Here is a 23272-nt window from a genome sequence, read left to right on the forward strand (position 1 = left end):
CTCTACTGATGCGAGGCCTCGGGCGACCCCTGAGATCTCCCTGATTTCCGGCCTTTCCGCTGGTGCGCGAGGTACCGAAGCTGTTGCCATGAAGACTGCCCGACGGGGCTTCGAGCTCCCGTCAGGGACGTCCCTGAGATCCCCCTGAGATCGCGGCGCGAGCGTTCATAAGTAGCGGACCTACATATAGCGTCCCTACTCATGAGCGCAGTAGACCTCGCCAGACTCCAGTTCGCGTTGACGACGTCGTTCCACTTCCTGTTCGTGCTGCTCACGCTGGGCCTGATCACCCTGCTCGTGATCATGCAGACGCGGTTCACGATCACCGGCGCGCCCGTGCACGAGCGGATGACGCGGTTCTGGGGCCGGATCTACGTGATCAACTACGCGCTCGGGATCGTCACCGGCATCGTGATGGAGTTCCAGTTCGGGCTGAACTGGTCGGGGCTCGCGACCTACGCCGGCGACGTGTTCGGGGCACCGCTCGCGCTGGAGACGCTGATCGCGTTCTTCCTGGAGTCGACGTTCCTGGGGCTGTGGATCTTCGGCTGGGGCAAGCTCAACCGCTGGGTCCACCTGGCGCTGCTGTACCTGACCGCGCTCACCGCGTACGCGTCGGCGTTCTGGATCATGGCGGCGAACGGGTTCCTGCAGCACCCCGTGGGCTACCGGGTCGAGGGGAACGTCCTGCGGCTCGACGACTTCAGCGCGTTGCTGAGCAATCCGACGTTCAACTCCGCCCTGATGCACGTGATCTTCGCGTCGATCACGGTCGGCGGCGTGTTCCTGACCGGGGTGTCGGCGTACCACTTCATCAAGCGGACTCCCGAGGTCGACTTCTTCCGGCGGTCGCTGCGGATGGGCGTGATCACGACCGCGCTCGCCACGCCGTCGCTGATCGGGGCGGGGTTCGCGCAGTTCCCGATCATCGCGGAGTTCCAGCCGGGCAAGACCGAGGCGACGCCTTGGGTCGGGGCACCGCTCGGGTTCATGATCCTGATCGGGATGACGCTCACGATGGTCAGCTGGGTCACGCTGCCGTTGCTGATCAAGGACGCGGTGATCCGGCTGCGATTCCCGTTGTACCTCATGGTGATCGGCATTCCGCTGCCGTTCATGGCGGCCATCTTCGGGTGGATGTTCCGCGAGATCGGGCGCCAGCCGTGGCTGATCTACGGGCTGCTCAAGACCGAAGACGCGGTGTCCCATGTGGAACCTCAGCAGATCCTGTTGTCGCTCATCGTCTTCACGTCCCTGTTCGTGTTGCTGGCCTGCGTCGACTGGGCGTTGATCGCACGTGCGGTCCGTCGTGGTCCTGACGTCGCGCCCGCTCCTGTCTCGCCGTTGGTGGTGTCGCTCTGATGGAAACCCTCTGGCTCGTCGTGCTCGGCACGCTGACCGTCGGCTACTTCGCGTTGGCCGGTTTCGACTACGGCACCGGGTTGCTGCTGCCGTTCCGTCGCCGCGAAGAAGCACTGCAACGGATGACGCCGTTCTTCCTGGGCAACGAGGTGTGGCTGGTCGCCGCGATCGGGGTGCTGTTCGCGGCGTTCCCGCGGCTCGAAGGCGAACTCCTGTCCGGCGCACACAGCACGTTCACGCTGGTGCTGGCGGGGTTGGTGCTGTTCATGGCCGCGGTGCAGCTGCGGTTGTGGTGGTGGCTGGTGTTCACCGGTGCACTGATGGTTTCCGTTGGCTGGGGGCTGTTCCTGGCGCATCTGATGGAAGCGCCCTGGCCGTTGGCGCTCGTCATGCCAGTGCTGTTCGCGCTGCACGGTTGGGTGTTCCAAACCAGGAACTGGAAGTTGTTCCCGGTCACCGCGCTGCTCTGCGCGTTGCCGATCCCGCTCGCGTTCAGCTCGATCGACACGACCGGACTGATGGCGCACGTCGACACGCTCGGCCTGCTCGCGTGGGTCGCGATCCCGATCATCCCGCTGGTGGTGTTGCTGCAATGGTCGACCGTCGCCATCTCCTCGCGCTGATCCCGATCCCGTTCCTGGTGCTGGCCCAGGCCGAACTCCTGGCGTCGGTGATCAGCGGCGGTGCCGGACTTCTGTTGCTGTGCCTGGTCATCGGTGCACGGGTGCTCGTGTGGTGGGTCCACCGCGAGTGGGCGCACCGGGCCGCCGAACGCACCCGTACGCGACTGCGACAAGCGTTCCTGCGCGAGCCGGGCACCAAAGCCGGCGAGGTCGCCACGCTGGTGACGCGCGGCGTGCACGACGTGACGCCGTACGTCGTCGGGTACCTGCCACAGCAGATCCTGGCGATCGCGGTACCACTGGCGGTCGTCACGAGGCTGGCCTTCGCGGACCTGACCGCCGCCCTGACGATCCTGCTCACGCTGCCGTTGATCCCGATCTTCGGTGCACTGGTGGGCGCGCACACGCGTGAGCGAACCGCCCGCCAGTGGACCGCGTTGGCCACGCTCGGCGGGCACTTCCTCGACGTGGTCAAAGGCATCGGCACGCTGAAGGCGTTCGGCCGGGCCGAGGCGCAGTCCAGGACCGTCCGGCAACTGGCCGCGCAACACATGACCGAGACCATGTCCGCACTCAAAGTCGCGTTCCTGTCGGCGTTCGTGCTGGAACTGGTCGCGACGATGTCGGTGGCGATGGTCGCGGTGCCGGTCGGGCTCAGGCTGCTCGACGGCGGCGTGCCGCTGCACACCGCGCTCCTCGTGCTTTTCCTCGCCCCGGAAGCGTTTCTGCCGCTCAGGGCCGCCGGGGCGCAGTACCACGCGAGCGCACAGGGCCGCGAAGTGCTCACCAAACTGCCCGCGACGACCGATCACACCGGCCAGACCCCGCCGGATCTCGCCCAGGCCGAGATCGTGTTCGACAACGTGAGCGTCCGCAGCCTCAAGAACTTCTCGCTCACCATCAAGCCCGGCGAGCGGATCGCGCTGGTCGGCCCGAGCGGCGCGGGCAAGAGCACGATTCTCGGGCTGTTGCTGGGTTTCGTGCGTCCTGATGACGGCCGCGTCCTCGTCGGTGGCGTCGACCTGCAGAAGATCGACAGGACCAAGTGGCTGGAAGCGCTGTCGTGGGTACCGCAACGGCCCACGCTCGTCCCCGCGAACCTCTCGTCCGGCGAGCAACAACGCGTCGCACTGGCCAAGGCGCTGGACCGTCAGCACGCCGGGTTGTTCCTGCTCGACGAACCGACCGCGCACCTCGACGCGGAGACCGAATCCCTGGTGCTGCAAGCAACCCGGGAGTTCACGAAAGGCCGCACGGCCGTGATCGTGGCGCACCGGCCAACGCTGCTCAACGAAGTCAACAGGGTGGTGACGGTGTGAAGCTCGCGATCTTCGTCGGCACGCTCGCCGAACTGGCGGGTGTCGGCCTCACCGCGACGGCGACCTGGCTGATCATGCGCGCCGCCGAGCACCCGCCGATGCAGGCGCTGACCGTGGCGATCGTCGCGGTCCGCACGCTCGCGCTCGCCAAGGGCGCCCTGCGCTACCTCGAACGCCTGACCAGCCACAAGGCCGTGCTCAGCGAAGCCGTCGAACTGCGCGGCCGGGTCTACGACGACCTCGTGCACCGCCGGCACGTCCCGTCCGGCACGGCGCTCACCCGCATCGTCACGAACGTCGACCAGCACCTCGACACGCAGCTGCGCACCACGCTGCCGTGGATCACCGCGGCACTGGTGAGCGCCACGGTCATCGCCGCATCGGGCTTCTCGCTGCCGCTGATCGCGGGCCTGCTGATCAACCTGGCGGTGCTGCCCTGGCTCGCGATCCGCAACCCGCAAAACCTCACCCCGTTGCGTGCCAGGCTGACCGAACAAACCACCGAACTGGTCCACAGCAAAGAAGAACTGATCGCCTACGGCCTGTTCGACGAAAAACTCCACACAGCCACCAAAACCGCGAAAGAGCTGTCCCGCCAGGAACGCACCCGAGACCTGACTCCGCTGGCGATCGCCGTCCAGTTCGGCGCCGCACTGCTCATGCTCGCCCAGCACGAACCGGCCTGGCTCATCATGGCGGCCATCGCGACGTTCGAGATCACCGTCCCGCTGGCCGCGCTGTCGAAGCCGAACCCGGAACCGACCGACGAACCCGAACCGCCCCACCACCCGGAAACCCCGCAGCTGCAAGGCAAGACCGCGATCGTCGGCCCGAGTGGCGCGGGAAAGACCACGCTGCTCAACGCCATCGCGCGCCAGCTGGAACCGAGCAAAGGCGCACTGGCCGACGCACACGTCTTCCACACCACGGTCCGCACGAACGTCCTGCTCGCCAAACCCGATGCCACGCAGGAAGAACTGGACCGAGCGGCCGCGACGACCGAGCTCGACCTCGACTGGGACCAGGTCGTCGGCGAACGCGGCGAGGAGATCTCCGGCGGCCAGCGTCAGCGCCTGATCCTCACCAGGTCAGTGCTGGCGAACCCGGAGGTCCTGCTCATGGACGAGCCGACGGAAGGCCTCGACCCCGAACAGGCCGACCGCGTGCTCGGCAAGATCCTCGACAACTGCCAGGGCACCGCACTGGTCGTGACCCACCGCGAGGAGCAGCTACGACTCTTCGACCACGTGCGTCATCGGGGGCCGATCAGCCACGAGCACGTCGGTCGAGTCGGGTAGCCACTCCCCGCCGACCTGCACGAACTGCGTCAGCGGCCCGGCTTCCGCACGAACCCCGCACCGAGCCAATGCCGTTCCCATGATCTGCGAGGACATCACCCCGAGCTGCAGCAGCGACCGGTTCCGATGCTTGCGCACACCCAAGTTGACCTGTGCCAACGCCGACAGCCCGTAGATCCGGTGCACGTCGAGCAGCAGGCCGATCTCCACCCCGTACCCGGCCGCGAACGGCACGGACTCCAAAAAGGACCGCGTGGCCGCGTACTCGCCGCCGAGCGGTTGCACCACACCGGAAAGCTCCGGCCGCAACGTGTTCAGCAACGGCCGCGCCACCAGCTCGGTGACCCGGCCACCGCCGGAGCTCTCCAACCGCAACGGCCGCCGGTAGAACCCCTTCACCAGGTGCACGTCGGCGTCCAGCAACAACGGCCCCAGCAACGCCGTCACGAAGGCCGTCTCCGGTTCCACCAGATCGGAGTCCAGGAACACGATCAGGTCCCCGGAGGTCGCGGCCAGCGACCGCCACAACACCTCACCCTTGCCGGGCAACGGTTCCAGCCACGGCACCACGTCGGAACGCAACACGACCCGCGCTCCGGCTGCTTCGGCAACGGCAACGGTCCGGTCGGTCGACCCGGAGTCCATCACCACCAGCTCGTCGACGAGGGTCCCGAGCAACGGCCGGACCACGGCGACGACGTCACCGACGGTGTCTTCCTCGTTCAACGCGGGCAGGACGACGGACACGGTCCGGCCGCGCTTCAGGGCCACCAGTTCGTCGACGGTCCAGGACGGCTGCTGCCAGGTGTGCGTGGCGAACCAGGCTTCGACGGAGGGCAGCATCAGGCGAGCGCCCGCACCGCTCGGGCCGGCGGACGGGTTCCCGTCACGCTCGCGACCATCTCCACGACCTTCCTCGCCTGCCGCACGTCGGATGCACGAACGGCGCGTGCTCCGGACATCGCAGCCACTGTGGCAGCCGCGAGAGTGAAATCCTCATCCCCTGGCGGGATCGTCACCACATCCAACGTTTCGGACAGCTTCGGCAATTCCAGATCGCCGTTGAACTCGACGACATCGGCGCCGTCGGCAATCGCTTGATTCACGGAATCCGCGCTGGTCAGATGCGCCACGACGAGCACGCGGTCGTTCGGCAGCTCACTGACGCGGAATCGGTTCACGCCACTCAGCGTAAACAGTGAGCTGGCTCACAGCTTCTTGCTACCCACGAGTAGCAATCTGCTTTACTCCCCAGTAACAACCCTGTGTGATCTACGTCATGGTCAAGGAGGACCAGCGTGCGACGATCACTTGTTTCAGTCCTGGTACTCCTCTCAACCCTGCTCGGTGCTCCGGCTGCCGTCGCGGCTCCCGGACACCAGATCTCCTACGAGACCATCCCCGGCGTCGGCGGCACGTCCCTGAAGGCCTTCGTCGTCGAACCCACCGGCCAGGGCAGCGGCCCCTTCCCGCTGCTCGTCCTGCCGTCCAGCTGGGCGGTGCCGAACATCGAGTACGTCGGCGCGGCGGCCAAGCTCGCCAAGGAGTCCGGCTACGTCGTGGTGAGCTACACCAGCCGCGGCTTCTGGGACTCCGGCGGCGAGATCGACATCGCCGGTCCGGAGACGGTCGGTGACGTCAGCAAAGTCATCGACTGGGCCATCGCCAACGCGCACGCCGACGGCACCAAGGTCGGCGCGGCCGGAATCTCCTACGGCGCCGGGCAGTCCCTGCTGGCTGCGGCGAACGACAAGCGCATCAAGGCCGCGGCCGCGCTGAGCACGTGGACCGACCTGGCCCGCTCGCTCTACCCGAACAACACCGTCAGCAAGCAGGCCGTCGAGCTCCTGCTGGCCGCGGGACACGCCACCGGACGTCCCGGACCCGTCCTGCAGGAAGCCGAGGACGCCTACCGCGACGGCAGGTTCTGGGAGGTCGTGCCGATCTCCGCGGGACGGTCGGCCGCCTCGAAGATCGACCAGATCAACGCCAACGGCACCGCGGTGATGATCGGCAACGCCTGGAACGACGGCCTCTTCGCACCGGGCCAGGTCGCGGACTTCTACGGCAAGCTCACCGGTCCCAAGCGGCTCATGCTCTCGCCGGGTGACCACGCCACCGCCGAACTCTTCGGCGCGGCAGGGCTGCCCAACGAGATCTGGGAGTCCGTCGGCCGCTGGTTCGACCGCTACGTCAAGGGCACGGCCAACGGCATCGACGCCGAACAGCCGGTGCAGCTCAAGCCCAACAACGGCGGCACGTGGAAGAAGTTCGGCGCGTGGCCTGCGGGCAACGCCGACACGGTGCAGCTCGACGGCAGGAAGATCCACGCGGGCTGGAACACGGTCGCCGACAGCGGCACAGTCCTGGTCTCCGGTGCGCTGCAAGGGTTCCTGAACATCCCGACCGGGGTGGCGCTGCCGTTCATCGACCGCAGCGTGGCGGGCGTGTGGAGCGGACCCCAGTACCCGAGGGGCGCGACGCTCGCCGGCACGCCGAAGCTCAAGCTGCAGGTCACGCCCAGCGCGGAAACCACCACGCTGTTCGCGTACCTGTACGAGGTCGGACCGCTGGGCCTCGGCGCGCTGGTCACGCACAAGCCGATCAAGGTGACCGGCGCCGGCCGCACGCAGACGCTCGACGTGGAACTCGAGCCGACGGTGTGGAACGTCGGTTCCGGCAACCGGCTGGCGCTGGTGATCGACACGGCCGACCCGCGTTACCTCACCGAGTCGACCCGTGGCTCAACCGTCACCTTCGGACCGTCGAGCCTCACGGTTCCGAAGGCGTAAGAATGTCCGGGTGGACTTCACCCGGCAGCAGGTGCTCTTCCACCGGATCCATCAGCACGAGCTGGACCGGCGGGTTTCCGACGCGGCCGAGCTGGCGGTGTTCTCCCTGGGCGTCCAGGACAACACCTCCGGCTCGGCCGTGTCGAGTCTCGCCGCCAGACTCGCTGAGCCGACGGTGGACGACTTCGTCCTGACTTGGTCCGTGCGCGGCGCTCCCCACCTGCACCGCGCCGGTGAGCTGAAGGCGTTCTCCCGCGCGCTGTGGCCGTGGAGCGACGCCGACGCCCGTGCCCGCGCGTCCCGCCCGAAGGTGGACGACATGGTGGACTCGCTGCGGCACATCGCCACCGCGATGAGGTCGATCGTCACCAAGCCGATGACCAAGGGCGAAGTGAGCAAGGCCCTGACCCCGTTGGCGCCCAAGCAGACGATCGAACCGTGCCGGGGCTGCCAGACCGACCACGTGAGCGACCCGATCTTCCGGCTCGGCGCACTCCCCGCCGGCCTGCGGATCATCCCGGAGGAGAAGACCGTCACGTTCGAGCGCGTCCACGGCTGGCCGGGCGTGCCGCGCAAGACCGCGGGCTTCGACGAGCTGATCCACCGCTACCTGACGTTGCACGGCCCCGCCGGACCGTCCGAAGTGGCCAGTTACTTCGGCACGACCACGCGCGAGGTCAAGAAGCAGTGGCCCAAGACCGGCCTGGTCGAGGTCACCGTCGAGGGCCAGAAGGCCTGGCTGCCCGAAGACCTGGAGATCGCCGACGCCGAACCGCCGGACGTCCGCCTGCTCCCACCGACCGACCCGTACCTGCAGGCCCGCGACCGGGACCTGCTGCTGCCGGACAAGGCCGCGCAGAAGGACATCTTCCGCATCCTCGGCCGGCGCGGCGCGATCCTGGTGGACGGCGAGATCGCGGGCTCCTGGCAGGGCAGGGTGGTGTCCGGCAAGCGTTTCGAGGTCACGGCCACGCCGTACCGCCCGCTGCCGGACCTCCTGCCGGAGGCCCAGATCCTCGCTCAGGCCAAGGGACTAGACGACGCAAGCGTCAAGAGCAACTGACACGTCGTCCGTCACGACCAGCGACGTCAACGCGGCGTGCGAGACAAAACCCTTGTCCCGCAACTCGCCCAGCCACTCGACGAGTCCTTTGTAGTGGTTGTCGACGTCGAGCAGCACGACCGGCTTGGCGTGCATGCCCAGCACCCCGGCCGTCCACACCTCGAAGAACTCCTCGGCGGTCCCGATGCCACCGGGCAGCGTGAGGAACGCGTCGGCCTTGTCGTCCATCATCTTCTTGCGCTCGCGCATGGTGTCGACGACGTGCAGTTCGGTCGACTCGCGATCGGCGATCTCCCTGGTGGCCAGGCCCTTGGGAATCACACCGTACGTGTGCGCCCCACCAGCCCTGGCCTCCCGAGCCACCGCCCCCATCATCGACGTCTGCCCGCCACCCCAGACGAGGTGCCAGCCGCGAGCCGCGATCTGACGCCCCACCTCGGCGGCGAGGTCCACATAGCTCTGCGGCACGGTCGCCAGACTCCCGCAGTAAACAGCGACATACATCAGTGCGTGTCCGCCCATGCCTGGTGCGCTTCCTTGACCACGCGCACCGCATCCTCGATGTCGTCGGTGAGGTGCAGCAGCGCGAGGTCCTTCTCCCCCACCTTGCCACCTTCCAGCACCGAGCTCTTGATCCAGTCGTAAAGCCCCTGCCAGTACTGCGTTCCGAACAGCACGACCGGGAACTTGGTGACCTTCTTCGTCTGCACAAGCGTCAGCGCCTCGAACAGCTCGTCGAGCGTGCCGAACCCACCCGGCAGGCAGATGAACGCCTGCGAGTACTTGATGAACATCGTCTTGCGCACGAAGAAGTACCGGAAGTTCACCCCGAGGTCGACCCACGGGTTCAACCCCTGCTCGAACGGCAACTCGATGCCGAGCCCGATCGAGAACCCACCGGCCTCAGAGCACCCCCGGTTGACCGCCTCCATCGCACCGGGCCCACCCCCGGTGATGGCCGCGAACCCGGCCTGCGCCAACGCGGCGCCAAGATCCCGCCCGAGCTGGTACTCGGGGTGATCCCGCCCGGTCCGAGCCGACCCGAACACCGTGACCGCACTGGGCACCTCGGCCAGCGCCCCGAAGCCCTCGACGAACTCGGCCTGAATCCGCAGCACCCGCCACGGATCCGTGTGCACCCAGTCCGAAGGACCCCGCGAATCCAGCAACCGCTGGTCCGTGGTGGTCAACTCGTCCCTGCGGTCCCGTCGCAACACGACAGGCCCGCGCATCTTCTCCTTGGGACGCTCGTCCACCACGCCGTTCTCTTTTTCCGTCATCACGGAGATATTAGTGATCAGGCAAGCAAAAATCGCTTAAGCACGTCGAAACACCCGGTGATCTGCTGGACCGGCACGTTCTCTTCCTGCGTGTGCGCCAACGTGGGATCCCCAGGCCCGAAATTCACCGCAGCCATCCCCAGCGCCGCGAATCGGGCCACGTCCGTCCACCCGAGCTTCGCCACCGGCGTCCCCCCAGCAGCCACGACCAACTCCTGCGCAGCAGGCGCCTGCAGCCCGGGCAACGCCCCAGCGGCGAAGTCCGTGACCACGACCTCAAACCCCTCGAACACCTCACGAAGGTGCTGCGCAGCCTGCTCCACAGTCCGATCCGGCGCGAACCGGTGGTTGACCGTGAGCACGCACTCGTCCGGCACCACGTTGCCGGCCACCCCACCGCTGATCTTCACGGCCTGCAGCCCCTCGTGGTACCGGCACCCGTCGATCTCAGGCTGCCGAGGCACGTACGCCTCCAGCCGCCGCAACGCCTCCCCCATCCCGTGAATGGCGTTCTGCCCCATCCACGCCCGAGCCGTGTGCGCCCGCTTCCCTCGCGTCCGAATCTCGATCCGCATGGTCCCCTGACACCCGGCCTCAACCGTCCCGTTGGACGGCTCGCACACGATCGCCAGGTCTCCCCGCAACCACTCCCCGAGCTCCCGCTGGATCCGAGTGAGCCCGTTGCGCTCAGCCTCGATCTCCTCGCAGTCGTAGAACACGAACGTCAAATCGTGCCGCGCACCTTCACTGAGCGCCGCGATGGCGAGCATGACCGCGTCGCCACCCTTCATGTCCACGGTCCCGCACCCGTGCAACACATCGCCCTCGCGCCGACTGGGAAAGTTCTGGTTGATCGGCACCGTGTCCAGGTGCCCGGCCAGCACCACACGCCGCTCCCGCCCGAGGCCAGTCCGGGCCAGCACAGCGTTCCCCGATCGAGTGATCTCCAAATGCGGCGCATGCACCCGCAACGACCGCTCGACAAGATCCGCGATCTCCGCCTCCTCCCCGGACACGCTGCGCACATCCACCAATGCAGCAGTCAACTCAACGGGATCGGCCAGCAAATCAAGGGTGTCGGACACCCGACCACCCTACTAACCGAACTTGGGCACTACCCCAATCGGCCGATACCTTGCACATCGTGATCAAGCGCACACTCCTGGTCATCTCGCTCCTGCTGATGACCACCGGCTGCGGCGATCCTCCAGCCACCTGCGCCCGCCAGTGCGGCGAAATCCGAACCCTCTTCACCGCCCCCTGCGGCTCCCAACACAGCTTCACCCCAGCCGACTGCGCAACCTGGGTGACCAGCGTCAACACCATGACCCGCAACCTGGACAAGTCCCTGCAGGGCAAACAGATCAAACCCGCGGTGAACGAAGTCCTCCCCCGCCTGATGACCGCAGTAGGCGACTTCGAGGCACACCAGTGCGGCGAAGTGCGAGTGGACAACGTCTCCAGCACCGACGCCCGCCAGTCGAAGTGCAACGAAGCACTAATCGCAACACGAGGCGACCTGGGCTCCCTCTACTTCTCGGCAGACGTACCGGACTAACACCGCCGATGGCGAAGCCGAGGCGCTCTTGCTTTTCCCGTGCGCTCCGCACCCCCTACGGAACAGGCAGCCGCCCAACGCAACAGAGACGATGTGGTGGCGGGATCGCCTGATCAGATTGGCAGGGGGTCCGGGGGACGGAGTCCCCAGGGGAAGCACGCGACGCAAGCTCGCCGCCCGCAAGGCGACCACCCGCATGAGTCGCGCCCCCGAATCGGAACGTGACGCGCCCAATGCAAGCCGACCGCCCACCCGGTCGCACCCCACCGCACCCCTCACCAGCAGGGACTAGGCTCACCCCCGTGAGCACCGCATACGGCATCGGCTTGGCCACTGTGACCCCGGACGGCACCGTCCTAGACACCTGGTACCCGTCCCCCGTGCTGGGCGAGACGACGGACGTGCAAACCATCCGCCTGTCGTCCACCGAGATCGCGGAAGCCCTCGGCGAATCCGCGGCCAAGCTCCTGGGCGAGGACCCGGAGCGCGATGTCGAGGTAGTAGGCGTACGAGTGGCCATCGACCTGAACGCGGCCCCACGCGACACCTACGACGTCTGGCTGAGGCTCCACCTCCTGAGCCACCGCCTGATCCAACCTCACGGCGCCAACCTGGACGGCCTCTTCGGCCTCCTGACCAACGTCGTCTGGACGAACCACGGCCCCTGCGCGGTGGAAGGCTTCGAACAAACTCGAACCCGCCTGCGCACCCGAGGACCGGTCACGGTCTACTCGATCGACAAGTTCCCGCGAATGGTCGACTACGTGGTCCCGACAGGCGTGCGGATCGCCGACGCCGACCGAGTCCGCCTGGGCGCCCACCTGGCCGCCGGCACCACGGTCATGCACGAGGGCTTCGTCAACTTCAACGCCGGCACCCTGGGCAACAGCATGGTCGAGGGCCGCATCTCCGGCGGCGTGGTCGTGGGCGACGGCTCGGACGTGGGCGGCGGCGCCTCGATCATGGGCACCCTCAGCGGAGGCGGCAAGCAGGTCATCTCGATCGGCGAGCGCTGCCTCCTGGGTGCCAACGCCGGCCTCGGCATCTCCCTGGGCGACGACTGCGTGGTCGAGGCGGGCCTCTACATCACCGCCGGCACGAAGGTCACGCTCCCCGACGGCGAGGTCGTCAAAGCCACCACTTTGAGCGGACAATCGAACCTGCTGTTCATCAGGGACTCCGTGACCGGCACGGTCCGGGTGAAGCCGCGCAAGGGCACCGGCGTCGAACTGAACGCCGCGCTGCACGCGAACGACTGAGAAACGACTGAGAGCGATAAACGGTGTCTCGGGCCCGGTCTGCTGAGGCAGGCTGGGCCCGTGCCGTCTTCGGGGCCGGCTCAAGGAGGTGCGCGTGCTGAAACAGCGACTCGAGTTGAACGCTCGCGCCGCGATCGAGCGTGCCCTGCAGGGGGCGCAGTCCGAGGACTCGTTCGTGGAGTTCAAGACCCAGTGGCCGATCGACCACGGCAAGGCCGCACGCCAGATCGCGGCCCTGTGCAACGCGGCCAGGGGCTCCGAAGCCATGTGGATCGTCGGCGTCGACGAGAAGGGCCGCTACGTCAAGGGTGCGCCGGCCGAGGAGCTGTCGAGCTGGTGGCCCAGGGTGGAAAGCCACTTCGACGGCGTGGCGCCGGGGCTCACCACGGTGGCGTTCGACTGGGCACCGAGAAGAACCGTCGTCGTCCTGAGCCTGCAGACCGACAACGCCCCGTACGTCTTCGTCACGAAGAAAGAGCCCTACAGCAGGGAAATCCCGTGGCGCTCGGGTGAACGCACCCGCTCCGCGCGCAGAGGCGAGGTCCTCGAACTCCTGATCCCCAAGCTGGACATGCCGGGCTGGGAGTTCGTCAGCGCCAGAGCCACCCTCAGCCAGCACTCGCCGACGCTGAGATTCGAGGGCGACCTCTACCTGGAGACGAACCAGCCGCTGTCGCTGCCACACCACAGATGCCACTCGTACGCGACGTACGGCCTGGACAGCGAAACGGTCGACCTGGCCTTCAGCTTCCGCACGAACACACGGGACGTACGAGCGGTCGAGCGGGTGGTGAGAGTCGCCGAACCAGCGGTGCTCCACGTCAGCGCGGACGCCGACGTGGAACTCGACGCGTTCCAGGACCTCTGGGACCTGCACTGGCACCTCGTGCTCGGCCTCGGCCTGAGCGGCGAGGAGATCAGCACCAGCGTCCGCCTCACGACGGACGCCGTGCCACCCAACCAGTTCACCCGCAGGGTCTGGTCGGCTCTCAAGCCTTGAGTCGCTCCGCCGCGGCCGCGACCCGCTCGTCCGTGGCCGTCAGAGCGATCCGCACGTGCTGGGCGCCGGCCGGTCCGTAGAACGTGCCGGGAGCCGCGAGGATGCCGCGGTCGGCCAGCCAGGAGATCGTCTCCCAGGCGTCCTCACCGCGCGACGACCACAGGTAGAGCCCCGCCTCGGAATGCGACACGGTGAACCCGGCCGCTTCCAGCGCGGGCTTCAGCACCTGGCGGCGAGCCTCGTAGCGCGCACGCTGCTCGACCACGTGCGTGTCGTCTTCCAGGGCCGCTCGCATGGCCTCCTGCACGGGCCGGGGCACGATCATCCCGGCGTGCTTGCGAAGCTCCAGCAAACCTGAGATCAGCTCGGGGTCACCGGTGATGAACCCGGCCCGATACCCGGCCAGCGACGACGTCTTCGACAACGAGTGCACGGCGAGCACACCGTCGAAGGAGTCCACAACGGACGGATGCAGCACCGACACCGGCGAGGCGTCCCACGGCAGAGCCAGGTAGCACTCGTCCGACGCCACCACCGCGCCCACCTCACGAGCAGCGGCAACGGCGTCACGCAGTTGCGCCGCCGACAGCACGCGCCCGGTCGGGTTCGACGGCGAGTTCAGCCACACCAGCTTCGTGCCGGCGGGCGGCAGTTCGCCGTCGGCCAGGCGCACAACGGTGGCCCCCGCCAGCAGCGCGCCCACCTCGTAGGTCGGGTACGCCACCGAAGGGACGGCGACGATGTCACCGGGCCCGACGCCGAGCAGGGACGGCAGCCACGCCACGAGTTCCTTGGAGCCGATCGTGGGCAGCACCGCGGCCGCCGGAAGCCCGACGATCCCGTACCGGCGCTCCACCGCGGCGACGAAGGCCGCGCGCAGCTCAGGCGTGCCGTGGGTGGTCGGGTAGCCGGGGATGTCGGCGACCGAGGACAGCGCGGACTGGATCACCGCGGGAACCGGGTCGACGGGCGTGCCGACCGACAGGTCGACCACGCCACCGGGGTGCTTGCGCGCCTTGGCGGCGTGGTCGGACAACGAATCCCACGGGAAGTCCGGCAGCGCCGGGCCCCTGCGTTGAATGATCAATGCCCCTCAGCCTGCGGTTCGAGCACCTTGATGAACTCCGGGTCGGCGCTGACCTTGCCGACCTTCGACGCACCACCGGGCGAACCGAGCTCGTTGAAGAAGTCCACGTTCGCCTTGGTGTAGTCCTTCCACTCATCGGGGACGTCGTCCTCGTAGTAGATGGCTTCCACCGGGCACACGGGCTCGCACGCACCACAGTCCACACACTCGTCCGGGTGGATGTAGAGCATCCGGTCGCCTTCGTAGATGCAGTCGACCGGGCACTCTTCGATGCACGCCTTGTCGAGCACGTCCACGCACGGCTGGGCGATCACATAAGTCACTGCGCTCTCCAACTTCATCTGGTCACACCGCGCAAGCCGGAGAGTACGCGGCACGTTCGAGTATCACCCGGTCAGGCCTGCCTTAGCTGCACGGTGCGCCACGTCACATCACCTGCCGGGAAATTCCCTCTCCAACGTAGTCAGGATGGACGCGTGCACACCGTGGATCATCTGGAATCGCTTTGCGCGCGAGCATGGCCCGCCCTGGCAGAAGTCCCGCTCGGGGACTGGTTGATGCGCGCCGCCGACGGCTTCACCGGCCGCGCCAACAGCACGTTGACCTGCGGTGATCCCGGCCTGCCGATTCCACGCGCGTTGGGCGCGGTCGAAGGGTTCGCGCGCGAGCACGGGATCAAACCCACCACGCACGTGGTCGTCGCCTCGGCCCACGAACAGGCGATCGAGGACGCGGGCTGGCACGTGGATCTCGATCATCCCGGCGGCGCGGAGTCGCTGGTGATGACCGGCGCGCTGGAGAAGTTCGCCGACGGCGTAGCCGAGAGTCGTGACCTTCCCGGATGGTGGGAACTCGCGGCCGGATCCGAGGTTTCCGCCGCCCAGCGGCACGTGCTCGGCAGCGGCGGCAACGTGTGCTTCGCGAGCATCACCGAGAACGGCACCGTGGTCGCGGCTGTGCGGGGCGCTGTCGTCGAGGACGTGGTGCACGTCGCCCGGCTCGCCGTGCGGCCGTCACATCGCCGTCAGGGCCTCGCCAGGCGGCTCATGGGTGAGCTGGCGGGCTGGGGCCTGGAGCAGGGCGCCACGACGTGCGTGCTGCAGGTCGCCGAGCACAACGAGCCGGCGATCCGGTTGTACGAGGAGCTCGGCTGCACCGAGCACCACCGCTACCGCTACTGGGTGCCGGCGGTCTCGTAGAGGCCGGGGCGGTTGGCCGCGTTGCGCGCCATCACGGCGCCCACGGCCACCGCACCCGTCAGAGCACCACCGGCGAACATCAGCAGCCCGCGCCAGTCCTGCAACAGCAGGACCTGCCTGGGGATTCGGCCCGGTTCCAGGTAGCCGACGACCATCAGCGTGAGGAACCACACGATCAGCGGCAGCGCGGCGGTCAGCACCCGTTCGGACAGCTCGGCCGCCCACGACACCAGCAACGGGGTCGTGACGGCGGCCACCACGATCATGATCGGGAACGGGAAGTCGCCCAGCTTCGGCAGCAGTGTGCCGTCGAAGCGCAGGGGCAGGAACATCGTTTCCAGCACGGCGAGCACTGCTGCCTCGACACACAGAAGCAGCAGCAGGAACACTCGCGCGCTACCGGTCACCCAAGTCCTCCGAACAAGTCCGTGGCGGCGCCTTCCGCCGAGCCCTTGGCCAGCACGTAGAACTCACCGCCGACCAGCGGCTGCGCGATGTTGTTCGACAGCGCGTACCCGTCGTCCCACACACTGACCTGCGTCGAGTGTGCCCGCAACGCGCGGCGTTTAGCCGTCAGGTGCTCGGACACGTCCACAACCGTTGTGATCTCTTCATCCGGCGTGACCGGCAGCTCGCCGGGCTCCGGCAGCCGGAACTGCTCCGGCACGTTCTCCAGCGCCTGCACACCGGCGTTCGTGGCGTCGCGGGACGTCACCGCGTAGAAGACCCGCTCGACCTCGGAGACCTGGGCGCAGGCGGCCACGGTGATCTCGTGCGCGCGGATGTGGTCGGGGTGGCCGTAGCCGCCGAACGCGTCGTAGGTGACGACGACCTGAGGCTTCACCTCGCGCAGGATCTCGACCAGCTGGCCGGTCTGCTCGTCGAGGGAGCCCTGGATGAACGCGCGCGCGTGCGCGTTGGACGGCACGTCGACCATGCCGGAGTCGCGCCAGCGGCCGATGCCACCGAGGAATCTGTGGTCCGTCACGCCGAGTGCGGCGCAGGCTGATCTCAGCTCGCCCACTCGGAATCCACCCAGCTGGTCGGCGGCGTCGGCGGCCAGGTGCGCCAGCGCGGGCGGGATGATCTCGCCCTCTTCCCCCAGCGTGCAGGTGACGACAGTGACGTGCGCGCCGGCCGAGGCGTAGCGCGCGATGGTGCCGCCGGTCCAGAGACTCTCGTCGTCCGGGTGGGCGTGCACGAAGAGCAACCGTGGTGGGGCAGTCAGCGTCACTGAACCAGAGTAAAGGCCGCCCTCATCAGTTGATAAAGGCGGCCTTTGCTAAGGGTCTCATTTGGTCGGTGAAGCTTTTAAACCACCGAACGCTCCTCGGCGAAGTGGCAGGCGGACAACGTTCCTTCCGGCCCACCACGTCGTTCCAGCTTCGGTTCTTCGGTGGCGCAGATGTCCTGCGCCTTCCAGCACCGCGTGCGGAACCGGCAGCCCGACGGCGGGTTGACCGGCGACGGCACGTCACCCGTCAGCACGATCCGCTGACGCTTGCGCTCCTGCTTGGGATCCGGCATCGGCACCGCGGACAGCAACGCCTGCGTGTACGGGTGCATCGGCTTGGTGTAGATGGCTTCCCGCTCGCCCATCTCGATGATCTTGCCGAGGTACATCACCGCGACGCGATCCGAGATGTGCCGCACCACCGAGAGGTCGTGCGCGACGAACAGGTAGGCCAGCCCGAGCCGTTCCTGCAGCTCCTCCAACAGGTTCACGACACCGGCCTGCACCGAGACGTCCAAAGCGGACACGGGCTCGTCCAGCACCAGGAACCGCGGGTTCAGCGCCAGCGCGCGGGCGATGCCGATGCGCTGCCGCTGACCGCCGGAGAACTCGTGCGCGTACCGGCCGCGGTGCTCGGGGTTGAGCCCCACGAGCTCCATCAGCTCGTTGACCCGCCGCTGCACGCCACCCTCGACACCGTGGATCACCAAAGGTTCCGCGATGATGTCGTTGACCTGCCACTTGGGGTTCAGCGACGCGTACGGGTCCTGGAAGACGATCTGGATGTCCTTGCGCAGCGGCCGCAACTGCTTGCTGCTCATGGAGGTGAGCTCACGGCCCTCGAACTTCACCGAGCCCGAGGTCGGCTTGTGCAGCTGCAGGATCGCGCGGCCGGTCGTGGACTTGCCGCAACCGGACTCGCCGACCAGGCCGAGCGTCTCGCCGGGGTGCAGCGTGAACGACACCCCGGACACGGCCTGAACCGTGCCGATGTTGCGCGGGATGATTCCCTTGCCCCGCACGGGGAACTCCTTGACGAGGTCGGTGACCTCGAGCAGTGGCGCGGTCACTTCGCCTCCTCGTCCTTCAGATCCGTGATCAACGATCCGTGCACGGCGGTCACCTCGAGCGACTCGTCGGGGTTGGCCGCGGCGAACACCGCGGGGTTCTCCACCGTGCCGATCTCGTCGTGCAGGAACAACCTCTGCGAGTGGTCGATCGTCGCCAGGTGCTCCCAGCGGTGGCACCGCGTCGTGTGGTTCGCGGAGCCGGCCTCCTCCAGCAGCGGCTCCCACTCGTGGCACACGTCGGTGACGAGCGGGCAGCGCGGGGAGAACGAGCAACCGGTCGGCAGGTTCACCAGCGACGGCGGCGCGCCCTTGATCGGGGTGAGCCGCTTGCCGAGCGTGGCCGGGTTCGGGACCGAACCCAGAAGCCCGACGGTGTAAGGCATCCGCGGCCGTTCGAAGACGTCGTCGACGGGGCCGGACTCGACCACCGTGCCGCCGTACATCACCTGCACGCGGTTGACCATGCCCGCGACCACGCCGAGGTCGTGCGTGATCATGACGATCGCCGCGTCGGTCTCGGTCTGGATGCGCAGCATGGTGTCGAGGATCTGGGCCTGCACCGTCACGTCGAGCGCGGTGGTCGGCTCGTCGGCGATGATCACGCTGGGGTCGTTGATGATCGCCATCGCGATGACCACGCGCTGCCGCATGCCGCCGGAGAACTCGTGCGGGTACTGGCCCGCGCGCTTGTCCGGCTGCGGGATGCCGACCAGTTCCAGGGACTCGACCGCCTTGGCCCACGCCGCCTTCTTGGAGACGTTGTGGTGCGCGCGATAGGTCTCGGCGAGCTGCCACCCGACGGTGTAGACGGGGTTCAGCGACGTCATCGGGTCCTGGAAGATCATCGAGATGTGCTTGCTGCGGAACGGCTGCATCTGCTTGTAGGTGCGGCCGTTCAGCTCCTCGCCGCGGTAGCGGATGGAGCCCTCGATGATCGCGTTCTTGGGCAGCAGGCCCATGATCGCCATGGACGACACCGACTTGCCGGAGCCCGACTCGCCCACGATGCCCAGCACGTCGCCGGCGTTGAGGTCGAACGAGACGTTGCGCACGGCGCGGACGTCGCCGTCGTCGGTCGGGAAGGTGACCGACAGGTCCTTGACCGAGAGCAGCGGTGCGGTGGTACCGGAGGGCAGGAAGTCCTCCGACAGTTCGGAAACACTGGTCATCAGGCACGCACCTTCGTCTGCCTCGGGTCGAACGCGTCGCGCAGGCCGTCACCGATGAAGTTGACGGCCAGGGAGAGCGCCACCAGCACGATGAACGGACCCCAGAACAGCCACGGCCGGTTCAGGAACTGGCCGTAGTTCTCCAGCACGATCACGCCCAGCGAAGTGTCGGGAGGCTGAACTCCCAGGCCCAGGAACGAAAGCGCGGCCTCGGTCAGCACCGCGGTCGCGACCGCCAGCGTGGCGTTGACGGTGATGCTGCCGATCATGTTCGGCACCAGGTGCCTGAAGATGATGCGCGGCGTGGTGGCGCCGCAGGCCCGCGCCGCCTCGATGAACTCCCGCTGTGCCAAGGAAAGCGTCTCACCGCGGGTGATGCGGGCGATCTGCATCCAGGCGAACGCGGCGAGCACCAGTGCGACGACGTACCAGCTGCCGGAGAAGCCCTTCACCACGATCGCGGCGACCGCGATCTGCGGGATGATCAGCAGCAGGTCGACCAGGCGCATCAGCGCCGTGTCCACGAAGCCGCGCAGATATCCCGCCAGCGCACCGAAAACCACGCCGATCGCGGTCGCGAGCGCGGCCACGATCAACGCGATCTGCAGCGAGTAGCCGGTGCCACGCATGAGCAGCGCCAGCATGTCCTTGCCGACCTGGGTGGTGCCGAGCGGGTGCGTACCGCTCATCGGCTGGTAGGACTTGCTGGACACGTCCTCGAAGTCGTAGGTCCAGATGAACGGTCCGAGGAACGCGAACAGCACGAGGAAGACGAAGACGCCGAAGCTCACCATCGCGAGCCGGTGGCGCAGGAAACGCCGCAGGACGAGCTGGCCCTGCGTGCGGGTCTTGGTGGCGTCGAACTCGTGGGAACCGGACTCGGGAGCGCTGCTCACCACGCCGCCCTCGGACGCCAAGTTGATGTTAGCCAAGGCGAATCCTAGGGTCGAGGATGCCGTACACGACGTCGGCGATCAGGTTGAACAGCACGATCAGGGTCGCGGTGACGGCGAGCCAGCCCATCAGCATCGGCGGGTCGAACTGCCGCACGGAACTCACCAGCAGCGTGCCCATGCCGGCCCAGCCGAACACGGTTTCCGTGATGATCGCACCGGACAGCACGGCGCCGAAGTTCAGCGAGAACAACGTGGCGACGGGGATGAGCGCGTTGCGGAACGCGTGCTTGAAGATCACGCGCCCCTGCGAGATGCCCTTCGCCCGTGCGGTGCGCACGAAGTCCGAGTGCAGGATCTCCAGCATGGAGGCGCGCTCGAACCGGCTGTACGCGGCGAAGCTGATCAGCATCAGCGCGATCGTCGGCAGCAGGAACGTGCCGGTGTACTTGAAGATCACCTCGCCGAAGCTGCCGGTGAACCCACCCGGCCGCGGACCCGCGGTGGTGAGCCAGCGGTCCAGCCCCATCGACTCCAGGACGTTGTTGAACTGGATGCCGTAGTTCTTCACGATGACCGCGACGCAGAAGATCGGCATCGAGAACATCAGGAACGCGGTGCTGGTGGCGAGGTAGTCGAAGATCGAGTACTGGCGCACGGCGGCGAGCACGCCGACCGAGACACCCAGTGTGAGAGCGAGGAGTTCGGCGCCGATGACGAGCCGTCCGGTGGTCCACAGCGCGTCCGTGACGGCGGGGAAGACGGCGGTCTTGGCCTGGCCGAGCGCGATGCTCTGGCCCCAGTCACCGGACAGGAAGTCGGTGAGCCAGTTCCAGTAACGAACGACGACGGGCTTGTCCAGACCGAGGGAGACCTCGGCGGCCTTGAGGTCGGCTTCGGTGACACCGGGCCGGAATCGCATTTCCGCCAAGGGGTTTCCGGCGGAGGCGACGAGGACGTAACAGGCGAAGCTGCCGATCAGCAGGATGGGTATGGAGATCAGCAGGCGCCGGATGATGTAGCGGATCACGGGCGGGCTCCTAGGGGGCAACCCGGCTCGGGCGGGGCCGGACTCGTGGTCCGGCCCCGCCCGGTCAGGCGTTGCGCACTTCAGCTATGGCGATTTACTTGGTCTGCCACTCGTTGGCGTCCCACAGTGCGCCGTAGTAGCTCTGGAAGTACACGCGGTCGAGACCCTTGAATGCCCACATGTTCGGCATCTGGAACAGCGGCAGCGAACCGTAGGAGTTCGCGACTGCCTCGTCCGCCTGCTGGAAGTACTTGAGCGAGTCCGCGATCGACGTCTGCGACACGGCCTGCTTGAGGGCCTCGTCCGCCGCCGGAACGCTCAGGTTGCCCCAGTTCTGGCCACCACCGGTCTCGTAGATCGACTTCTTGTCGCTCTTGAGCGGACCGCCGGTCCACGCGAACAGCGCCACGTCGTAGTCGCCGTTGCTCACGCGCTCGTCGAGGAAGTTCGCGTCGGTGTCGTCCTTGACCTCGATGCCCGCTTCCTTGCACTGGCCCTGGATCAGCTCGACGGTCTGCTTGCGCCGCGGGATGTCGGTGTGGCTGATCCGGAAGGAGGCACGCACGCCGTCCTTCGCGAACACGCCGTCGGCACCCTGCGTCCAGCCCGCGTCGCCCAGGATCTTCTTCGCGGCGGCCGGGTCACCCTTGGCCTTGTCCGCGTAGACGTCCTTGTAGCCCTCGTCCTTCGGGAAGAAGATCAGGCTGCCGAGCGGCTTGGCGTCGGACTGCACCTCGGTGATGAGCTTGTCGATGATGTCCTGGCGCTTGACGCACATGAAGAAGGCCTTGCGGATCTCTTCCTTCGCCAGCACCGGGTTCTTGAACTGGATGTCGAGGTGCTCGAACGCCAGGCCGGAGGCCGCGCCGAACGTGACGCCCTGGGCGCTCAGGCCCTTGAGCCGCGTCGCCGCGTTCGCGTCGGGCTGGGCCATGGAGTTGACGGCGACCTCACCGTTCTCCAGCGCCTGCGCCTGCGCGACGGGGTCCGAGACCGCCTTCAGGACGATCTTCTCGGGACCGCCGGGCCTGCCGATCCACTTGGGGTTGCGCTCCAGCGTGACCGACTGGTTCGGCTCGAAGCCGGTCAGCACGTAGGGGCCCGCACCCGGCATGAGCTCCTTGGTGAAGCCGTTCCACTTCTCGTTCCAGAAGTCGGCTGCCTTCTGGATGTCGGCGGCCGGGCTGTCCTTGGTCAGCTTGGTGACGTCGGCGATGCCGGTCTGCTTCTCGAGGATGTGCGCGGGAAGCACGTCGTTGTTGAACATACCGATGTAGTCCGGGTAGGGCCCGGAGAACGTGCCGACGAAGGTCTGGTCGTCCTTGCACTGACCGGTCATCAGGTCGTACCCGGTGGGAGCGGCGGGCTTGAAGAACTTGCCGCCGTCGGCCTTCTTCGCCGAGTTGCTCTGCGTGAACCACGCCATGTACAGGTCGTCGCAGTCCCAGGCCTCGCCGTCGGACCAGCTGACGCCCTTCTTCAGCTTCCACGTGACGACCTGCGGAGACTTCGAGGTGACCTCGATGCTCTCCATGACGTCCTTGTTCAGGCTGTACTTGTTGTTGCCGTTCAGGATGTTGACACCCGGCTGCACGAGCACCAGCGCGAACGTGTTGTAGGACTGGTTCGCGTCCTCGGTCGCGTTGTTGTACGAGGTGAACGGCTTGTCCGTCGTCACGACGATCTGACCGCTCTGCTTCGTCTCCGGCGCGGTGTAGCCGTCCGCGGACTCGCCGCGCGCCACAGCCATCTCCGCGATGGTGGCGTCGCCACCGTTCGCGTCGTTGTTCCCGCCACCGCCACCACAGGCACCCAGCACGAGAGACGCGCTGGCGACCAGCGCGATCGCCGGAAGTGCTTTGGTTCTCCTCATCGACACGTGCCCTCCTAGCACCGGGCGGCCGTGACCTGGTCGGTCGGCACACCCATAACCGTGATGTGCCATCCGCGCCCCGAACCGGCACATCGTGGGCAGCACGGTAAGAACCCGCCGAGGGAGCGGTCACTACCTGGGAGGGCGATCGTGACCCAAAGGA

Annotated in this window: 24 protein-coding genes; 10 read left to right on the forward strand and 14 right to left on the reverse strand. The window is 67.3% G+C overall.

The window, feature by feature from the left end; all coding sequences use genetic code 11:
- Positions 1 to 201: 201 nt before the first annotated feature.
- Genes G7043_RS08420 through G7043_RS49815 form a run of 4 tightly spaced genes read left to right on the forward strand, consistent with a single transcriptional unit; the run spans position 202 to position 4602 of the window.
- A complete protein-coding gene (locus G7043_RS08420; protein WP_166045038.1) occupies positions 202 to 1362 on the forward strand; it encodes a cytochrome ubiquinol oxidase subunit I in 1161 nt (386 codons plus the stop codon).
- On the forward strand, positions 1362 to 1985 hold the full coding sequence (locus tag G7043_RS08425; protein WP_166045039.1) for a cytochrome d ubiquinol oxidase subunit II: 624 nt from the start codon (positions 1362 to 1364) through the stop codon (positions 1983 to 1985). Before G7043_RS08420 ends, G7043_RS08425 begins: the two co-directional genes overlap by 1 nt.
- Positions 1955 to 3304, forward strand: coding sequence for an ABC transporter ATP-binding protein/permease (locus G7043_RS08430; protein ID WP_166045040.1), 1350 nt, complete (start codon positions 1955 to 1957; stop codon positions 3302 to 3304). Before G7043_RS08425 ends, G7043_RS08430 begins: the two co-directional genes overlap by 31 nt.
- Positions 3301 to 4602: an amino acid ABC transporter ATP-binding/permease protein gene (locus tag G7043_RS49815; protein ID WP_166045041.1), complete on the forward strand. Its 1302-nt coding sequence runs from the start codon at positions 3301 to 3303 to the stop codon at positions 4600 to 4602. Before G7043_RS08430 ends, G7043_RS49815 begins: the two co-directional genes overlap by 4 nt.
- Here the strand turns inward: G7043_RS49815 and G7043_RS08440 are convergent.
- A complete protein-coding gene (locus tag G7043_RS08440) occupies positions 4534 to 5445 on the reverse strand; it encodes a glucosyl-3-phosphoglycerate synthase (protein WP_166045042.1) in 912 nt (303 codons plus the stop codon). The genes G7043_RS49815 and G7043_RS08440 overlap by 69 nt on opposite strands.
- On the reverse strand, positions 5445 to 5783 hold the full coding sequence (locus G7043_RS08445) for a hypothetical protein (protein WP_166045043.1): 339 nt from the start codon (positions 5781 to 5783) through the stop codon (positions 5445 to 5447). Before G7043_RS08445 ends, G7043_RS08440 begins: the two co-directional genes overlap by 1 nt.
- A gap of 117 nt (positions 5784 to 5900) precedes the next feature.
- Between G7043_RS08445 and G7043_RS08450 the strand changes: the two genes are divergently transcribed.
- Positions 5901 to 7394: a CocE/NonD family hydrolase gene (locus tag G7043_RS08450; protein WP_166045044.1), complete on the forward strand. Its 1494-nt coding sequence runs from the start codon at positions 5901 to 5903 to the stop codon at positions 7392 to 7394.
- 10 nt (positions 7395 to 7404) lie between these two features.
- On the forward strand, positions 7405 to 8457 hold the full coding sequence (locus tag G7043_RS08455) for a winged helix DNA-binding domain-containing protein (protein ID WP_166045045.1): 1053 nt from the start codon (positions 7405 to 7407) through the stop codon (positions 8455 to 8457).
- On the opposite strand, the gene G7043_RS08460 is transcribed toward G7043_RS08455, so the two are convergent.
- The 3 genes from G7043_RS08460 to dapE are packed head-to-tail and all read right to left on the reverse strand — an operon-like array spanning position 8428 to position 10822.
- Positions 8428 to 8961, reverse strand: a complete 534-nt coding sequence (locus G7043_RS08460) for an LOG family protein (protein ID WP_242642071.1) — start codon at positions 8959 to 8961, stop codon at positions 8428 to 8430. The two genes, G7043_RS08455 and G7043_RS08460, sit on opposite strands and share 30 nt — an antisense overlap.
- Positions 8961 to 9737, reverse strand: coding sequence for an LOG family protein (locus tag G7043_RS08465; protein ID WP_166045047.1), 777 nt, complete (start codon positions 9735 to 9737; stop codon positions 8961 to 8963). Before G7043_RS08465 ends, G7043_RS08460 begins: the two co-directional genes overlap by 1 nt.
- 17 nt (positions 9738 to 9754) lie before the next feature.
- On the reverse strand, positions 9755 to 10822 hold the full coding sequence (gene dapE, locus G7043_RS08470; protein WP_166045048.1) for a succinyl-diaminopimelate desuccinylase: 1068 nt from the start codon (positions 10820 to 10822) through the stop codon (positions 9755 to 9757).
- 59 nt (positions 10823 to 10881) lie between these two features.
- On the opposite strand from dapE, the gene G7043_RS08475 reads away from it, so the two are divergent.
- The 3 genes from G7043_RS08475 (at position 10882) to G7043_RS08485 (ending at position 13554) form a co-directional block, all read left to right on the forward strand.
- Positions 10882 to 11295 (forward strand): hypothetical protein, encoded by a 414-nt coding sequence (locus tag G7043_RS08475; RefSeq protein ID WP_166045049.1) that lies wholly within the window; start codon positions 10882 to 10884, stop codon positions 11293 to 11295.
- A 302-nt stretch (positions 11296 to 11597) separates the two neighbouring features.
- Positions 11598 to 12554: a 2,3,4,5-tetrahydropyridine-2,6-dicarboxylate N-succinyltransferase gene (gene dapD, locus G7043_RS08480; RefSeq protein WP_313887758.1), complete on the forward strand. Its 957-nt coding sequence runs from the start codon at positions 11598 to 11600 to the stop codon at positions 12552 to 12554.
- Positions 12555 to 12648: 94 nt separating this feature from the next.
- The gene (locus G7043_RS08485; protein ID WP_166045051.1) at positions 12649 to 13554 is read left to right on the forward strand and encodes a hypothetical protein; all 906 of its coding nucleotides are present in this window, start codon (positions 12649 to 12651) and stop codon (positions 13552 to 13554) included.
- Here G7043_RS08485 and dapC read toward each other — a convergent pair.
- Complete coding sequence (dapC, locus tag G7043_RS08490) at positions 13544 to 14635, reverse strand: succinyldiaminopimelate transaminase (RefSeq protein ID WP_166045682.1); 1092 nt, start codon at positions 14633 to 14635, stop codon at positions 13544 to 13546. The two genes, G7043_RS08485 and dapC, sit on opposite strands and share 11 nt — an antisense overlap.
- Before the next feature lie 2 nt (positions 14636 to 14637).
- Positions 14638 to 14964 carry a ferredoxin gene (gene fdxA / locus G7043_RS08495; protein WP_086662771.1) on the reverse strand — a complete coding sequence of 109 codons (327 nt, stop codon included), beginning with the start codon at positions 14962 to 14964 and terminating at the stop codon, positions 14638 to 14640.
- Positions 14965 to 15126: 162 nt separating this feature from the next.
- Here fdxA and G7043_RS08500 point away from each other — a divergent pair, with 162 nt between their 5' ends.
- Positions 15127 to 15840: a GNAT family N-acetyltransferase gene (locus G7043_RS08500; RefSeq protein WP_449279967.1), complete on the forward strand. Its 714-nt coding sequence runs from the start codon at positions 15127 to 15129 to the stop codon at positions 15838 to 15840.
- On the opposite strand, the gene G7043_RS08505 is transcribed toward G7043_RS08500, so the two are convergent.
- The 7 genes from G7043_RS08505 to G7043_RS08535 all read right to left on the reverse strand — a co-directional run bounded on the left by G7043_RS08505 (position 15816) and on the right by G7043_RS08535 (position 23109).
- Positions 15816 to 16247 (reverse strand): hypothetical protein, encoded by a 432-nt coding sequence (locus G7043_RS08505; RefSeq protein WP_166045053.1) that lies wholly within the window; start codon positions 16245 to 16247, stop codon positions 15816 to 15818. The two genes, G7043_RS08500 and G7043_RS08505, sit on opposite strands and share 25 nt — an antisense overlap.
- A complete protein-coding gene (mshB, locus tag G7043_RS08510) occupies positions 16244 to 17074 on the reverse strand; it encodes an N-acetyl-1-D-myo-inositol-2-amino-2-deoxy-alpha-D-glucopyranoside deacetylase (protein ID WP_166045054.1) in 831 nt (276 codons plus the stop codon). The genes G7043_RS08505 and mshB overlap by 4 nt, the downstream gene beginning before the upstream one ends.
- 77 nt (positions 17075 to 17151) lie before the next feature.
- Positions 17152 to 18144, reverse strand: a complete 993-nt coding sequence (locus tag G7043_RS08515) for an ABC transporter ATP-binding protein (RefSeq protein ID WP_313887759.1) — start codon at positions 18142 to 18144, stop codon at positions 17152 to 17154.
- On the reverse strand, positions 18141 to 19313 hold the full coding sequence (locus tag G7043_RS08520; protein WP_166045055.1) for an ABC transporter ATP-binding protein: 1173 nt from the start codon (positions 19311 to 19313) through the stop codon (positions 18141 to 18143). Before G7043_RS08520 ends, G7043_RS08515 begins: the two co-directional genes overlap by 4 nt.
- Complete coding sequence (locus G7043_RS08525) at positions 19313 to 20245, reverse strand: ABC transporter permease (RefSeq protein ID WP_242642072.1); 933 nt, start codon at positions 20243 to 20245, stop codon at positions 19313 to 19315. The genes G7043_RS08520 and G7043_RS08525 overlap by 1 nt, the downstream gene beginning before the upstream one ends.
- Positions 20238 to 21236: an ABC transporter permease gene (locus G7043_RS08530; protein ID WP_166045056.1), complete on the reverse strand. Its 999-nt coding sequence runs from the start codon at positions 21234 to 21236 to the stop codon at positions 20238 to 20240. Before G7043_RS08530 ends, G7043_RS08525 begins: the two co-directional genes overlap by 8 nt.
- Positions 21237 to 21330: 94 nt before the next feature.
- Positions 21331 to 23109: an ABC transporter family substrate-binding protein gene (locus G7043_RS08535; protein ID WP_166045057.1), complete on the reverse strand. Its 1779-nt coding sequence runs from the start codon at positions 23107 to 23109 to the stop codon at positions 21331 to 21333.
- Between the last annotated feature and the right edge of the window lie 163 nt (positions 23110 to 23272).

It is taken from the genome of Lentzea alba, from assembly GCF_011067745.1.
In the GTDB taxonomy this organism is placed as follows: domain Bacteria; phylum Actinomycetota; class Actinomycetes; order Mycobacteriales; family Pseudonocardiaceae; genus Lentzea; species Lentzea alba.

What these genes read in the sequence shown, in the direction of transcription:
- G7043_RS08420 (WP_166045038.1), top strand. Translation starts at nt 202, where the DNA reads ATGAGCGCAGTAGACCTCGCCAGACTCCAGTTCGCGTTGACGACGTCG.
- G7043_RS08425 (WP_166045039.1), top strand. Translation starts at nt 1,362, where the DNA reads ATGGAAACCCTCTGGCTCGTCGTGCTCGGCACGCTGACCGTCGGCTAC.
- G7043_RS08430 (WP_166045040.1), top strand. Translation starts at nt 1,955, where the DNA reads ATGGTCGACCGTCGCCATCTCCTCGCGCTGATCCCGATCCCGTTCCTG.
- G7043_RS08440 (WP_166045042.1), bottom strand. Translation starts at nt 5,445, where the DNA reads ATGCTGCCCTCCGTCGAAGCCTGGTTCGCCACGCACACCTGGCAGCAG.
- G7043_RS08460 (WP_242642071.1), bottom strand. Translation starts at nt 8,961, where the DNA reads ATGTATGTCGCTGTTTACTGCGGGAGTCTGGCGACCGTGCCGCAGAGC.
- G7043_RS08465 (WP_166045047.1), bottom strand. Translation starts at nt 9,737, where the DNA reads ATGACGGAAAAAGAGAACGGCGTGGTGGACGAGCGTCCCAAGGAGAAG.
- G7043_RS08520 (WP_166045055.1), bottom strand. Translation starts at nt 19,313, where the DNA reads ATGACCAGTGTTTCCGAACTGTCGGAGGACTTCCTGCCCTCCGGTACC.
- G7043_RS08535 (WP_166045057.1), bottom strand. Translation starts at nt 23,109, where the DNA reads ATGAGGAGAACCAAAGCACTTCCGGCGATCGCGCTGGTCGCCAGCGCG.